The 13,721-nt window shown below is 33.0% G+C and carries 14 protein-coding genes; 8 read left to right on the forward strand and 6 right to left on the reverse strand.

Going from position 1 to position 13,721, the window contains the following annotated elements:
* Positions 1 to 15: 15 nt before the first annotated feature.
* Complete coding sequence (locus M890_RS0105740) at positions 16 to 399, forward strand: DoxX family protein (RefSeq protein ID WP_028282620.1); 384 nt, start codon at positions 16 to 18, stop codon at positions 397 to 399.
* On the opposite strand, the gene M890_RS0105745 is transcribed toward M890_RS0105740, so the two are convergent.
* Positions 388 to 3,777: a T9SS C-terminal target domain-containing protein gene (locus M890_RS0105745; protein ID WP_028282621.1), complete on the reverse strand. Its 3,390-nt coding sequence runs from the start codon at positions 3,775 to 3,777 to the stop codon at positions 388 to 390. The two genes, M890_RS0105740 and M890_RS0105745, sit on opposite strands and share 12 nt — an antisense overlap.
* 91 nt (positions 3,778 to 3,868) lie before the next feature.
* Between M890_RS0105745 and rsmI the strand changes: the two genes are divergently transcribed.
* A complete protein-coding gene (rsmI, locus tag M890_RS0105750; protein WP_028282622.1) occupies positions 3,869 to 4,543 on the forward strand; it encodes a 16S rRNA (cytidine(1402)-2'-O)-methyltransferase in 675 nt (224 codons plus the stop codon).
* A gap of 14 nt (positions 4,544 to 4,557) precedes the next feature.
* A complete protein-coding gene (locus M890_RS0105755) occupies positions 4,558 to 4,911 on the forward strand; it encodes a HopJ type III effector protein (RefSeq protein WP_028282623.1) in 354 nt (117 codons plus the stop codon).
* Between the two features lie 56 nt (positions 4,912 to 4,967).
* On the opposite strand, the gene M890_RS0105760 is transcribed toward M890_RS0105755, so the two are convergent.
* A complete protein-coding gene (locus tag M890_RS0105760; protein WP_028282624.1) occupies positions 4,968 to 5,558 on the reverse strand; it encodes a carboxymuconolactone decarboxylase family protein in 591 nt (196 codons plus the stop codon).
* 61 nt (positions 5,559 to 5,619) lie between these two features.
* On the opposite strand from M890_RS0105760, the gene M890_RS0105765 reads away from it, so the two are divergent.
* Genes M890_RS0105765 through M890_RS0105775 form a run of 3 tightly spaced genes read left to right on the forward strand, consistent with a single transcriptional unit; the run spans position 5,620 to position 9,052 of the window.
* Positions 5,620 to 6,039, forward strand: coding sequence for an OsmC family protein (locus M890_RS0105765; protein ID WP_028282625.1), 420 nt, complete (start codon positions 5,620 to 5,622; stop codon positions 6,037 to 6,039).
* A 48-nt stretch (positions 6,040 to 6,087) separates the two neighbouring features.
* Complete coding sequence (gene recJ, locus M890_RS0105770) at positions 6,088 to 7,779, forward strand: single-stranded-DNA-specific exonuclease RecJ (RefSeq protein ID WP_028282626.1); 1,692 nt, start codon at positions 6,088 to 6,090, stop codon at positions 7,777 to 7,779.
* A gap of 1 nt (position 7,780) precedes the next feature.
* The gene (locus tag M890_RS0105775) at positions 7,781 to 9,052 is read left to right on the forward strand and encodes an MFS transporter (protein WP_028282627.1); all 1,272 of its coding nucleotides are present in this window, start codon (positions 7,781 to 7,783) and stop codon (positions 9,050 to 9,052) included.
* Here M890_RS0105775 and M890_RS0105780 read toward each other — a convergent pair.
* The gene (locus tag M890_RS0105780; protein ID WP_028282628.1) at positions 9,049 to 9,804 is read right to left on the reverse strand and encodes a UDP-2,3-diacylglucosamine diphosphatase; all 756 of its coding nucleotides are present in this window, start codon (positions 9,802 to 9,804) and stop codon (positions 9,049 to 9,051) included. The genes M890_RS0105775 and M890_RS0105780 overlap by 4 nt on opposite strands.
* 144 nt (positions 9,805 to 9,948) lie before the next feature.
* Positions 9,949 to 10,401, reverse strand: a complete 453-nt coding sequence (locus M890_RS0105785; RefSeq protein WP_028282629.1) for a 6-pyruvoyl trahydropterin synthase family protein — start codon at positions 10,399 to 10,401, stop codon at positions 9,949 to 9,951.
* Between the two features lie 93 nt (positions 10,402 to 10,494).
* Between M890_RS0105785 and M890_RS0105790 the strand changes: the two genes are divergently transcribed.
* Positions 10,495 to 11,136 carry a 2OG-Fe(II) oxygenase gene (locus M890_RS0105790; RefSeq protein ID WP_028282630.1) on the forward strand — a complete coding sequence of 214 codons (642 nt, stop codon included), beginning with the start codon at positions 10,495 to 10,497 and terminating at the stop codon, positions 11,134 to 11,136.
* Positions 11,137 to 11,224: 88 nt separating this feature from the next.
* On the opposite strand, the gene M890_RS16840 is transcribed toward M890_RS0105790, so the two are convergent.
* Complete coding sequence (locus tag M890_RS16840) at positions 11,225 to 11,392, reverse strand: hypothetical protein (protein WP_191099432.1); 168 nt, start codon at positions 11,390 to 11,392, stop codon at positions 11,225 to 11,227.
* 22 nt (positions 11,393 to 11,414) lie between these two features.
* Positions 11,415 to 12,749 carry an MATE family efflux transporter gene (locus M890_RS0105800; protein WP_028282631.1) on the reverse strand — a complete coding sequence of 445 codons (1,335 nt, stop codon included), beginning with the start codon at positions 12,747 to 12,749 and terminating at the stop codon, positions 11,415 to 11,417.
* A gap of 96 nt (positions 12,750 to 12,845) precedes the next feature.
* Here M890_RS0105800 and M890_RS0105805 point away from each other — a divergent pair, with 96 nt between their 5' ends.
* The gene (locus M890_RS0105805) at positions 12,846 to 13,643 is read left to right on the forward strand and encodes a universal stress protein (RefSeq protein WP_028282632.1); all 798 of its coding nucleotides are present in this window, start codon (positions 12,846 to 12,848) and stop codon (positions 13,641 to 13,643) included.
* Positions 13,644 to 13,721 lie beyond the last annotated feature (78 nt).

A 13,721-nucleotide genomic window follows, 5' to 3' on the forward strand; every position in this document is an offset into this window, starting at 1 on the left:
CTTTAATTTTATTAAATGAAACAAACGTCTATTAAGACCTTATTATATTGGATTGCTACAATTTTAGTTTGTGTGATATTTTTATACTCAGCACAGATGTATTTTTTTAATACAAATATGGTAGAAGGCTTTTTTAAAGGGCTAAATTATCCAACCTATTTAGTAATTCCATTAGCAATAGCCAAAATACTTGGTGTTGTTATGATTTTATGGCGAAAAAACAAATGGTTAACAGAATGGGCTTACGCTGGATTTTTCTTTGATGCTTTGTTAGCAACAGTAGCACATTACAATGCAGGACATGGTCTTTTTGGCATGTCTTTTTATGCTGTTATAATAGTTTTAATCTCTTATTTTTTAGGGTTATCGGTTCGTCAAAAAAACAAACTAATAGTTTAAATATATATATCCTACCAAAGGATTTTTTATTGTTGAAATACTTAACACATAATAATATGTGCCAATAGGTAACACTTTGTTTTGATTAAAAGGACCTTGATTTGGCATTCCGTTCCAGTCATTAATATAATTATTACTTTGGTATATTAATGTACCATATCTATTGTAAATTTTTAAATCATTATTTGGATAGTCTTCAATGCATGGTATTACAAAGGTGTCATTTACCATATCACTACCAGGAGAAAACCCTTTAGGGATTTGTAAACAATCATTAACAGTAATCATTGCCCAATCCTGATTATTTGTGTCATTTCTATCAATCTCTAAAACTTCAGTTAAAGTAGCTGTGTTTAAAAGATTATTGGAAGATATAACTTGAGCTGTTATAGTTAAACTCTCTGATTGATTTGGTAGTAAGTGACTTATACTCCATAAAAACGAATTTACATCATAATTTCCAAAGCTGGTGTTAGCAGTTATAAGCTGATAGCCAATTGGGAGTTTTTCAAAAATCAAAATATTTGTAGCTTCGGTAGTTCCAACATTACTAGCGCTAATGGTAAAAGTAACCTCTTGACCAATAGAAGTTTGTGTTGGGGTTACAGATTTTAATACTTCAATATCAACATTAGTTGTATCCTCTAAAACAGTTAATGTTGCATCTGCTTGAGAGCTATCAATATTATTTTGATTGCTAAAATTGCTACTGTTGTTATTGTATATACCTTCCATTGTAGAGGTGACCAAAACCGAAAAACTACAACTCGCCACACCTGCTGGAATAATTAAGTCAGATACGCCAACAAATGTTCCGCCTAATGAGCTAGTAAATGTTGCAGTACATCCATTACTATCTGTCCAAGATATTGGACCTGCTATAGTTAATCCAAGAGGCAAATTGTCTGTAAAGGTTATATTTGATTGCGCTGCGTTACCAGAAACATTAAATACTGTAAATTCTAATTGACTTTGTTGACCTACAATTATTTGGTCTGGAGTAAAGGTTTTTAAAACCGTTGGAGCAATAACTTGCATATTGCTAATTGACAGATTGGTATCGGGAGTTAACTCGTTGTTTTCGTTAATGTTGGCTATGGCTTGTGCAGTATTTGTAAATGCACCACCATAACTTGGTGCTGTTACCGGAATTGCTATTTGTATAGTGGATCCGCCTTCCATATTTGTAATATTACCAGAAATAGTATTACCAGAAATATTAAATGCGGACATGCAGGATGCTATGCCTGAAGTCACAATACAAGATGGTGTTCCGTTTATTGTAAATTCTGGACCTAATATATCTTCAAAAGCAATATTTGTTGCGTTTGAACTTGTGTTACTATTTGTGATGTCTATTATCCAATTAAATGTACTATTTACACCAACAGAGGTAAATTCGGGATAGGTCTGTACAACGATGTCAATGCAAGGAGCTAGATATGTAATAACGTGGTCTCTATTGTTGAGCAAATCAATTTCATTGTTATAATCTACGCTTTCTATTGAAACATTATTTCTTACAATAATAGGATCTGTGCTACACTCTGGTTGCCAATCTACAACCACTTCATAGGTTATTGAGCTTTGCGCAGGAAGCACCACATTTTCTTCAGGAGTAATTTCCCAAAAAACATCGTTTTCTCCTGCTTCAGGAATACCATCCTGAAACTCTCCGATGTTAGCATTAATAATATCATAACAAGTGGCAGTACCTGTGGTATTAATACAATTTACAGAAATTAATGTTCCTGATGAGGCTTCAGTAATAAAATCACTTAAATAAATTATAGAATCTACATTGCCATAATTAGTCGCCACAACTTGATATGTGACTTCTCCCCATTCTATTGTGTTTGTTGGTGTTAAACCACTTGGTAAAACTGGGTTTGTCTGTTCTTTTGTAATATTAAGCATAACAGTTTCGGCAGGATCACATTCCTCTAAAGGAGGTAATAACAAGAAATCACTATCAGCATTATTTCCAATATTTGGATCAATAATAGTGCTTTCTAATAAATTTACACCACTTCTTACGTGTACCAAAGTATTATCGTCTAATTGTATCGAGCAGTCGTCAGGTTCAATAAATACTACAACAGTAGTTACTGTAATTGTAGTGTTAGTGGGTAGGAAAAATTCGCTGCTTTCCCAAAACTGATCCTGATCAGTTAAAGTAAAATCTGTACAGGCAACAGGACCTGTGGTAGCATCACAATTTATGGATATAATGTCCCAATCGGTATTTAAGGTTAAATTTTGAAGAAAAAAGCGCATATAAGCATCTTCAGGACCCATATTACAAATAGTGGTTACAAAAGTTACTTCTTCGTTCCAATTAATTTCTGCTAAAGGATCAGGATTAGTTTGTATAGTAGTTATACATAAATCCGTCATGTCGCAAAGGTTTCCTTGTGGTAATGGATTAGTAATTATGTTGGAACTATCTGAAGATTGATTGATATCAGAAGGGATAAACGTTAGTTCGATTAAACTTGATAATTCTAAATTGGCAAGCTGTATCGCACATGTTGGATCTAAAAAAAGGACTTCCATTTCAAAAGTTATAGATCCTCCAGGTGTAAACTCGATAGGTGTTGTAAAGGTAAAAAAAGGTTGATACGATGTAATCCCAACTGTTACACCTGCATATGTTGAGGTGTCAGGACACAGCACACCAGCAGTAGTACTAATGCAATTTAAACTATTAAGTTGTATTATGGGTACACCAATTAAAGGTCCAAAAGGATTATCAAATCTACTTATAAAGCTTTGTAATGGAAAAGGGATGTCACTATTATTTGTAATAGTAAATTGATAAGTTATAGTTTGGTTCCAATCACTTATTGAAGTGCCTGAAGTAGGTGAAATTTGATTGTAATCAACTGTAAAGTTAATTGGAGGTTCGACTATGTCAATAGATATAACAGACGTGTTGTTTGATAAGTTATTATCCGTTGTGCCTTCAGGCGAAAAAACTGTGGCGTTGGTAGCAACACCTCCAGGAGTTAAAGAGGCTTTAACAACAACCTTTAATTGTACACTGCTATTTGAGGGTAGGTTTGCAATTGCACCAGATATTGTGTTTCCGCTTAAAGTAATTGGTGTAATTGGACTGGCTCCACCAGTTTGATTTTGACTATTTGTGCTTAAAATAGTTAAGTTAGGATTTAATGTTTGTGTAAAAGTTGCATTAGTAACATTACCTCCCGAATTAAAAATGGTAACAATATATTGAAAATCTTGATAAATATTGACTTGCGAAATTGAGCTGCCAGATAAGTTTTGCGCAGCAACTACTATTGATAAATCTGTGGTTTGCGCTTTGCTTATTAAGAATGATAAACAAAAAACAAGTAAGCAAAATGATTTTTTCATGGTTGGTTTATTAATAGATGTCTAATTTACTAAAAGGTTGCTTCAACTCTCTCAAAAAGATTGTAAATTTGAATAAGAATTCAGAGAAAACATGAGTAAATTATATATAGTCCCAACACCAATTGGTAATCTTAAAGACATGACATTTAGAGCTGTAGAGGTTTTAAAAACAGTCGATTTAATTTTAGCAGAGGACACACGTACCTCAGGAAAGTTATTAAAACACTATCAGATTAGTACGCAAATGCAAAGCCACCATATGCACAACGAGCATAAAACGGTAGATAATTTGGTCCAAAAATTAAAAGCAGGAACCACTGTTGCATTAATTAGTGATGCAGGTACACCAGCCATTTCTGATCCAGGATTTTTATTAACTAGAGCTTGTGTAGAGCACGATATTGAAGTAGACTGTTTACCAGGTGCAACAGCATTTGTTCCAGCATTGGTTAACAGTGGTTTTCCTAACGATAAGTTTGTTTTTGAAGGGTTTTTACCAGTTAAAAAAGGACGTCAAACCAGACTAAAACTATTAGCCGAGGAAACCAGAACCATCATTTTTTATGAAAGTCCACACAAATTAAATAAAACCTTAGGTCATTTTTGCGAGTATTTTGGAGAGGACAGACCAGTATCAGTGTCTAGAGAACTAACTAAACTATACGAAGAAACAATTCGTGGAACCGCAAAACAGGTTCTAGAACACTACACCAATAAACCACCAAAAGGCGAAATTGTAATTGTTGTAGGCGGAAAAAGTAAATAAAATATAGGATAAAGATGACAATAAAAGCATTTAAATTAAAATTAAAAAACACACCAAATACTATCGCTTTCGCGGAAACTATGCAAGTTGTGGACACATATTTTGATTTTACACCAACAGCTTTTACAAATGGTTTAGTGCAAAATGCTGCAGGAGAAAATTCAGGTTCATGCAAAGTATTTGCTTTTGCAAAAGCAGAAGCTTTATCTAAAACCGAAACCTTGGCATGTTTTGGCCAGTATTATTTTGAGGAGGTTTTGAAAGACCCAAACGGAACAGGTCATCAAAACATCAGAAACTTTATTAAAACAGGTTTTGAAGGGTTGCAATTTGACCAAAACCCACTAACTAAAAAGAATATCTTATAAAAAAACCTCACTATTTCTAGTGAGGTTTTTTAATATTAACAATGTGTAAGCTTTAATTATACGTGTTTTCCAACCTCAAAACCATGTTTACCTAAGTATTGGTTTCCGCTATCAATAGCATCTTTTTCTAAGGTTGTTCCCATACTATCATTCCATCTGTTTAAGTATCCAAATAAAGAGATTACACCAAGCATTTCTACAATTTCACCTTCATCCCAATGTTCGTGTAAACGTGCTTTAATAGTTTTGTCTACTTGATTTGGTACTTGACTTGCAGCTAAGCTAAAGTCTAAAGCAGCGCGTTCTGCATCATTAAAAGCAGGATGTGTACGGTATTCCCAAATGTTATCTAATTGTTCTTGTTCTGCGCCATAACGCTCTGCAGCTCTAATAGCATGTGCTTGGCAATATCTGCAACCTGTAGCATTACTACTTACCCATGCAATCATTCGTTTTAAGGCAGAGGTGACACGACCTTCATTAGCCATAACCGCTTTGTTTAAATTGATAAAGGCTTTACTTATAGCAGGTCTACGTTGCATAGTTAATACCGAATTTGGACAAAATCCAAGAGTCTCGTTAAAGAAAGTCGCCAATTCTTTAGTTTCTAAATCGTAATCTGCTGTTAAAGGTGTTACTAATGGCATCGTTTTTTCGTTTTTAAATAGTATTTTTGATTGATATCAATAAACGAAAAAATATTCAATTATGTCGCATAAAATTACAACCAATTGGAAAGGAAACATGTTGTTTGATTCTGATAACCCAAGTGGTCATCATGTTTTAATGGATACAGATGTAGAAGGCAAAGCGCGTGAAGGACTATCTCCAAAAGCCTTAATGTTATCGTCCTTAGCAGGCTGTACTGGATTAGATGTGGTATCTATTTTAGATAAAATGAAAATTGATAACTATGATTTAAAAATGGAAGTGGAAGGTTTGTTAACCGACGAGCATCCTAAATATTATCATACCGTAATTTTAGACTATCACTTTACAGGTAAAGATTTAAACCAAGAAAAAATAAACAGAGCAGTACAATTATCTATCGATAAATATTGTGGTGTAATGGAGATGTTTAGACGATTTGCAGAGGTTAAAACCAATGTGCATTTTCATAATAAGTAATTTTATTATTTAAAAAAGAGTCTAATTTATTTATTCTAAATCCATGACATGCGCTGGACTTTAAAACCAAAACCCAATCCTGAAACCGTTAAGTCATTAGCGGATAGTTTGCAAATTGATGTACCCATTGCGTCACTTTTAGTACAACGTGGTATTGAAAACTTTGAGGACGCTAAATCTTTTTTTAGACCTAGTTTAGACCATTTGCATGATCCATATTTAATGAAAGATATGGATAAAGCTGTAGTTAGAATACAACAAGCTATTACTAATAATGAAAATATATTGGTATATGGCGATTATGATGTAGATGGTACGACTTCTGTCGCGTTAATGTCTTCCTATTTAAAAACAAAAACATCATTAGTTGCGACTTATATTCCAGACAGATATGAAGAAGGTTATGGCGTGTCTTATCAAGGTATTGACTTTGCAGAAGACAACGACTTTAGTCTAATAATAGCATTAGATTGTGGTGTAAAAGCGGTAGATAAAGTCGCTTACGCAAAACAAAAAAATATAGATTTTATAATCTGTGATCACCATAGACCAGGAGCTGTAATCCCAAATGCAGTCGCAGTTTTAGATCCAAAACAAGCAGATTGTAATTATCCTTATAAAGAGTTATGTGGTTGCGGTGTTGGATTTAAATTAATTCAGGCTTTAGCCAAAAAGGATGGTGAAACTATTGATGATTTACTTCCGTATTTAGATTTAGTAGCGACTGCAATTGGTGCAGATATTGTTCCCATTACTGGGGAAAACAGAGTGCTAGCTTATCATGGTTTAAAAGTGGTTAATCAAAAGTCTAGAGCTGGATTTAAAGCGATTATCAATCAGCTTAAAAAAGAGACTTTAACTATTACAGATGTTGTGTTTACTATTGCGCCTCGTATTAATGCTGCAGGACGTATGAAACATGGACAATATGCGGTTGACTTATTAACTGAAGTTGATTTTGATACAGCGGTTACTTATGCTGAAGAAATAGAAGCATTTAACGCTGATCGACGTGAAACGGATAAAACCATTACAGTGGAAGCATTAGCACAAATTATTGAAAACAAAGAGGAACAAAGACTAACCTCTGTAGTGTATCAAGAGGATTGGCACAAAGGGGTTATTGGGATTGTCGCTTCAAGACTAATTGAAACATATTACAGACCAACTTTAGTGTTTACTAAAAGTGGAGACAAATTAGCAGCCTCTGCAAGATCTGTGTCTGGATTTGATGTTTATAATGCTCTAGAGGCTTGTAGTGAGCATATCGAACAGTTTGGAGGTCATATGTATGCAGCGGGTTTAACGCTTAAAGAAGAAAACTACGAAGCCTTTAAACAAGCGTTTGAAGATGAGGTTTCTAAAACCATTGATAAAAATTTGTTAACACCAGAAATTAAAATTGATACCACTTTAGAGCTGAGTGCTATTGACGATAAATTTTGGCGCATTATTAAACAGTTTGCACCTTTTGGACCAGGAAATATGACGCCTATTTTTATGACCGAAGATTTAAAAGATACTGGTTATGGTAAATGTGTTGGAGAAGATGATAAACATATTAGATGTACTGTGACCCAATCTGGCAGAGAAAAATTTGTGTGTATTGGTTTTAATTTAGGTAACAAATTAAACCTTATAAAAGATAAAAAACGTTTTAAAGCAGTCTATTCTGTAGACGAAAATCATTGGCAAGGCAATGTGTCTTTGCAATTAAAATTAAGAGATTTAAAAGAATAATATGGCTAAAAATGATCCATACGCAGCATTAAGAATTAGAGAGTTTAATATCTTTTTATTATTAAGATTTGCTTTAGTTTTTGGTTGGTCCATGCAATTTATTGTAATTGAATGGGAAGTCTACACATTAACAAAAGATCCTTTGTATTTGGGGTTAATTGGTTTAATGGAAATTATACCTGCTTTTACTATGGCTTTATTTGCAGGTCATATTGTAGATCAAAGAGAAAAACGAAATTTGTTAGCGCTATGCATCGCTGCATTTTCGTTAATTAGTTTGGGCTTGTTTTTATTGACTTGGGACAAAATTGTTGCCAATTGGGAAACTACTACTATTTTATATTGTATTTATGCTTTAGTCTTTTTTGGAGGTTTTTTACGATCGTTTTTTGGCCCTACTATTTTCTCATTAATCGCTTTATTAGTTCCAAAAAAAATCTATCCTAATGCTGCAACTTGGAGTAGTAGCACCTGGAAAGCAGCAACAGTTTTAGGAGCCTTATTTGGTGGGTTTTTTATAGGTTGGATTGGTGTCGCTAGTACATTATGTATTGTATTTATTTTAGTGGCATTAGCTTTTGTAATTACATTTCAGATAAAAAAGAAGCCTATTTTAAATCCTAATATTGGCGAATCTGTAAAGGAAAGCTTAAAGGTTGGACTTAAATTTGTATTTAATAATAAGGCTATTTTAGGCGCATTGTCTTTAGACATGATTGCAGTTTTATTTGGTGGTGCAGTTGCTTTATTGTCTGTGTTTGCACAAGATATTTTACATGTTGGTCCAAAGGGATTTGGTATTTTAAATGCATCAATATCCATTGGTAGTATCTTAACTATGTTTATTACAACCTATTTGCCAGTAAATAAAAATGCAGGTAAAAAATTATTAATTTCTATTTTTGGTTTTGGGGTTTGTATTATCATTTTTGGAATGTCCAAACTGTTTTGGGTTAGTGTTGCAGCTTTATTTTTTTCTGGTGTAACGGATGGTGTATCTATGGTAATACGTCAAACGATTTTACAATTAAAAACACCTGACCATATGCGTGGTCGTGTAGCCTCTGTAAACAGTATGTTTGTTGGATCGTCTAACGAGCTTGGAGCTTTTGAAAGCGGTATTGCTGCCAAGTATTTAGGTGGTGCTGCTAGAGCTGTAATTTTTGGAGGAGTAATGACGCTATTGACTGTAGTTGCTATTGGTGCAAAAAATAAAACCTTAAGAAACTTAGATTTAACTAAGGATATTGAAGACCATGAAAAGGAGGATTAATACTCTTTTAACTCCATGTTTTCGCCATCAAAAACACCATAGGTAAAGTACTGTATCCAATCGCCTAGATTAACGTATTTAGAGTTATTACCTAAGTCTATGTTTAATGGTAAATGTCTGTGTCCAAAGACAAAGTAATCACGATGTTTAGTCTCTAATTTGCGTTTGCAGTATTGTACTAACCACTCTTTATCGTTTCCTAAAAATTTAGCATCATCGTCACCAGAGATCATTTTATTTTTTACTGACATGTATTGTCCTAAGCGTAAAGCAAAATCTGGGTGTAATAAACGTTGGAATAACCATTTAGCAATAGGATTGGTAAAGACTTTTTTCATGCGTTTGTACCCTTTGTCTTCTGGTCCTAAACCGTCTCCATGTCCTATAAAAAAGGTTTTGTTGTTAAAGGTAAACTCTTTTGGTTTGTGGTAAACTGGTATGTTTAATTCTTCTTCAAAGTAGCCATCCATCCATAAGTCATGGTTGCCTACAAAGTAATAAATTGGGATTCCGGAGTCACTAATTTGGGCTAATTTACCTAAAGTTCGGGTAAATCCTTTTGGTATTACGCGTTTATATTCCATCCAAAAATCAAACATATCACCTAACAAAAATATTGCTGCTGCATCGTCTTTGACCATATCTAACCATGCGACAAACTTTTTTTCGCGAGGTAAGGATAGCTCTTTTGTTGGTGCGCCTAAATGGTTGTCTGAGGCGAAATATATTTTTTTTCCTTTTGGAATTTGCATGTGGTAAAGATAACTATTTCTTGATTATGCCTATTGTTAGCAGGTGTGTGCGTTAGCGATTGATACGGTATCCTTTTTTGTGCGCGCTTATGCGCAAAAAAGATATAGTGGAAAGCGCGACCCTTGTGGTAACGCCCAAAATATTTATTGGTTATCGCTAGCGTACCATTGTGCGTAACTGGTTGCGGTTTCGGATAGTTTTAGTGAGTGTAATTTGATGTTGTTTGGTAAACGGTCTTGTATTTTTTGTGCAAAATCGATGACCATCATTTCGCTGGTTGGTTGGTAGTTTACCAATAATACATTGTGACCTCTGTCTTGAAGCTCTTTGGCTAAATCGACATGTGGTGTATTTTTGTTAAATACGGTTGCGTGATCAAAGACGTCTACTATGTCTTCTTTTACTATTTTTTTTAGGTCTGTAAAGTCTATTACCATTCCAAACTTTACATTATTACTGTCAGAAATTGGTGTACCTATTACTGTTACGTCTAGTTTGTAGCTGTGTCCATGGACATTTTTACACTTTCCGTCATATCCATAAAGTGCGTGTCCAGTCTCGAAAGTAAATTGTTTTGTAATGCGAATCTTGCTCATTAACCAAGGTTTTATTGCGCAAAGATATTGAATTTGTAAAAGCGAAAGGTTATTAGGTTACATTTGCGCACTTTTTTAAATATAAAATAGGTTATGAATCAGATTTTTGAGGCTTTAGATTTTGTTGAAAATCCATTGTATGAGCAAATTATAGAGGATATTGCTAAACAAAAATTTACGATTATTGATGATTTTTTTTCTGCTGAAGAGGTTGATGCTTTAAGAGCTTCTATACTTGATAAGTATGAAGAGGATGCTTTTAAAAAGGCTGCTATTGGTAATAAATTTGATGAGGTTATTGTTAAATCTATTAGAGGTGATGTGATTTTATGGATTGAGGAGGCTAAATCTAATATTGCGGAATCCTTGTTTTTTAATAAGATTAATGATTTGGTTGGTTATTTAAATAAAACATGTTTTTTAGGAATTTTACACAAAGAGTTTCATTATGCGATTTATCCAAAGTCTACATATTACAAACGACATTTGGATACGTTTAAAAATGATGATAGACGTAAATTGTCCTTTGTGTGTTATTTAAACCATGAAGATTGGCAGCCAGAAAATGGTGGCGAATTGGTATTGTATCTAGACGATAATGGTCAAGAGGTTGAAAAGGCAATCTATCCTTTTCCTGGTCGTGTGGTTATTTTTGAAAGTCAAATTTTAGAACACGAAGTTAAACCAGTAAATACTAAAAGATTAAGTATTACTGGTTGGCTTAAAACGCGTTAATTAGCGTCTTCGGTTACGCATTTTATTATAGAAATAGGCTATAATTACAAATAATGCTAGTAATGGAAAAATTAAATTGCTCATAATTTTAAGACTCTTTGTTACGGTTTTTATTGTATCTGTAAAGTAAATAAGCTAATACTACTAAGATAAATAGTGGTAAATATGACCCAATTAAAATACCGATTTGATAATTGTCATCTGGCGCATTTTTTATCTTGTCTTCAATATTGACTTGTAGTAAGCTTAATAACATAATATTTTATTAAGTTGTAAAGTTAGTTGTTTTGTGCAAGAGGCAAAAATTGTTTTCTAAATTTTATAATTAACGGAAATCCACGTGCTATAATCCATAAAGTAAAGGCTATAAATATACCATGGAGTTTTAAATTGTAATAATCTGCAATAAACAGTACAGGTAAAAATACGACACAAGTGGATAGAAGTAATAGGTTACGTAGGTCTTTCATTTTACCTAAACCTTTAAACATACCATCAAATATAAAGGCTAAAGCACATAAGGGTTGCATGGCTAATACCATCCAAAAAACACTATAAAAGGTTTTTAAAACTTCGGGTTCCTTTGTAAAAAGTCTTCCGATAGGATAATAAAAAACTGCTCCAATAATAGCGACAAGTCCGCCTAGATAAATCCCATATTTAATTAGTCTTTGACTTAAGCTTAGTAAATCTTTATAATTTTTTTGACCATATAGTTTGCCAGACAATATGTTTCCTGCACTTGCATAACCATCAATTATAAAGGCTCCTAAAAACCATAAGTTTATTGCAATAGTGTAAGCAGCAATATAGTTTTTACCATAACCTGTGGCATATTTTGTAGCAAAATATAACGTGATATTTAACGCTAGTGTGCGTACAAATAAGTTTAGTATCATTATTGCAAAATTGCCAATTTGTTTGTTTAATGGGAATTTAACCCGAAGTGGAATATTAGTTTTGATTAATAGTAGATAGCCAGATAGTAATGCCATAATTATTTGTGCAATTACACTTGCATAAGCAGCACCTTTAATGTGCATAGGTTGCAGTATACCATCAATACCATAAACAAGTACAAAGTCTAAAATTACATTTAAAAACGCACCAATAATTGCAATTACCATTGGATAGTACGTGTTTTGTAACCCTCTAAAGGTGCCAAAAACTGCGATTACAAATAATGTAAAAGGAAAGCCAAAGACTCTAATTTTATAGTAATCAACGCTATAATCTAAGATTAGTCCTGAGGCATTATAAAGTTTAAATATTTGAGATGTAAATGGATATGTTGTAGCTATAATAACTAGGCTTAATGAAGTAATTAAAAAAATAGCTTGTGCAGGTAAATCCTTAACTTGGTCTAATTTATTAGCTCCAAGATGCTGTGATATAATAGACGAAATAGCACTTCTAGTCTGACCCAATATCCAAATTAACATGGATAAAAATGTGGTAACAATACCAATCGCAGCTAAGGACTCAGTTGGATTAACTTGCACATTTCCAACAACAGCAGCATCAGTTAAGGATAAAATAGGCTCTGATATACCAGCAATAAGTGCTGGAATGGCCAATTTATTTATATGTTTTAAACTAATGGAAGTGCTCAAAATTTGTATTAAAAATGATTTTGTAAAGGTCGTAAAAGATAATGGAAGTTTTTGTGAAGAAAAATCTGTATTTTTGATTTCTAAACACTCTTTTATATGAAATCTATTTTAGTTCCTGTTGGGTCTTCAAAAAACGCACAAAGTCATTTACAATACGCAGTAGATTTTGCTGAGGCTTTTGGCGCAAAATTATACGTTGTTCAAGTATATAATGTTTATACTAAATCAGGAACGATGATTAAGGTGGATCATATTTTAGAAAGAGAAAGTTTAGATTTTTTAAATAAGCACGTTGCTTCGGTTAATAAAAAAAATGTTGAAGTTATTGTAAAAACTTTCAAAGGAAAATTAGTAGATACTTTAGAGTTAGTTTCAAAATCTTTAGACATAGATTTAATTATTTTAGAACCTAGAACAAACTCTATTAAAGATGAAGTTTATTTAGGTAAAACGTCAGGTAAGATTATTAAACAAACTAATATTCCTGCGCTTATTGTTCCGGAAGGTTATACTTTTGGACCTATTAATTCTATTTTATTTGCATTAAAATCTGCTGTTATAAATAAGGTGGATGCTTTAAATCCATTAATAAGTTTAAAAAATCAGTTTAATGCTAAATTAAATTTATTGTTAGTAAAAACACCGTTTCACTCAGCAAGCGATTTTGTTATTGCAGAAGATTTAAAAGCACATTTAACATCTACAAAAGAAACCGAAAACGCAACGACGTTTCAGGGTGTTTTAGAGCATTACAAAGAGTTTAATCCTGATATCCTTTGTGTTGTGCGTCGTAAAAGAGGATTTTTTACTAAAATGTGGGAGAAAAACAGCATCCTTAAAAGGGATTTTTATGTGACTACTTTTCCTGTTTTAGTATTAAGTGGGTTAAAATAATTTACTCAAATTTTGTCTTTTTATCGTTAAAATCAACAGATTTAGCTAATATAATAGCAGTTTGTCGTAAAGTCAATT

It is taken from the genome of Olleya marilimosa CAM030, from assembly GCF_000518485.1.
GTDB classification, from domain to species: domain Bacteria; phylum Bacteroidota; class Bacteroidia; order Flavobacteriales; family Flavobacteriaceae; genus Olleya; species Olleya marilimosa.

Coding starts and splice junctions, on each gene's coding strand:
- M890_RS0105740 (WP_028282620.1), top strand. CDS start 16: ATGAAACAAACGTCTATTAAGACCTTATTATATTGGATTGCTACAATT.
- M890_RS0105745 (WP_028282621.1), bottom strand. CDS start 3,777: ATGAAAAAATCATTTTGCTTACTTGTTTTTTGTTTATCATTCTTAATA.
- rsmI (WP_028282622.1), top strand. CDS start 3,869: ATGAGTAAATTATATATAGTCCCAACACCAATTGGTAATCTTAAAGAC.
- M890_RS0105755 (WP_028282623.1), top strand. CDS start 4,558: ATGACAATAAAAGCATTTAAATTAAAATTAAAAAACACACCAAATACT.
- M890_RS0105760 (WP_028282624.1), bottom strand. CDS start 5,558: ATGCCATTAGTAACACCTTTAACAGCAGATTACGATTTAGAAACTAAA.
- M890_RS0105765 (WP_028282625.1), top strand. CDS start 5,620: ATGTCGCATAAAATTACAACCAATTGGAAAGGAAACATGTTGTTTGAT.
- recJ (WP_028282626.1), top strand. CDS start 6,088: ATGCGCTGGACTTTAAAACCAAAACCCAATCCTGAAACCGTTAAGTCA.
- M890_RS0105775 (WP_028282627.1), top strand. CDS start 7,781: ATGGCTAAAAATGATCCATACGCAGCATTAAGAATTAGAGAGTTTAAT.
- M890_RS0105780 (WP_028282628.1), bottom strand. CDS start 9,804: ATGCAAATTCCAAAAGGAAAAAAAATATATTTCGCCTCAGACAACCAT.
- M890_RS0105785 (WP_028282629.1), bottom strand. CDS start 10,401: ATGAGCAAGATTCGCATTACAAAACAATTTACTTTCGAGACTGGACAC.
- M890_RS0105790 (WP_028282630.1), top strand. CDS start 10,495: ATGAATCAGATTTTTGAGGCTTTAGATTTTGTTGAAAATCCATTGTAT.
- M890_RS16840 (WP_191099432.1), bottom strand. CDS start 11,392: ATGTTATTAAGCTTACTACAAGTCAATATTGAAGACAAGATAAAAAAT.
- M890_RS0105805 (WP_028282632.1), top strand. CDS start 12,846: ATGAAATCTATTTTAGTTCCTGTTGGGTCTTCAAAAAACGCACAAAGT.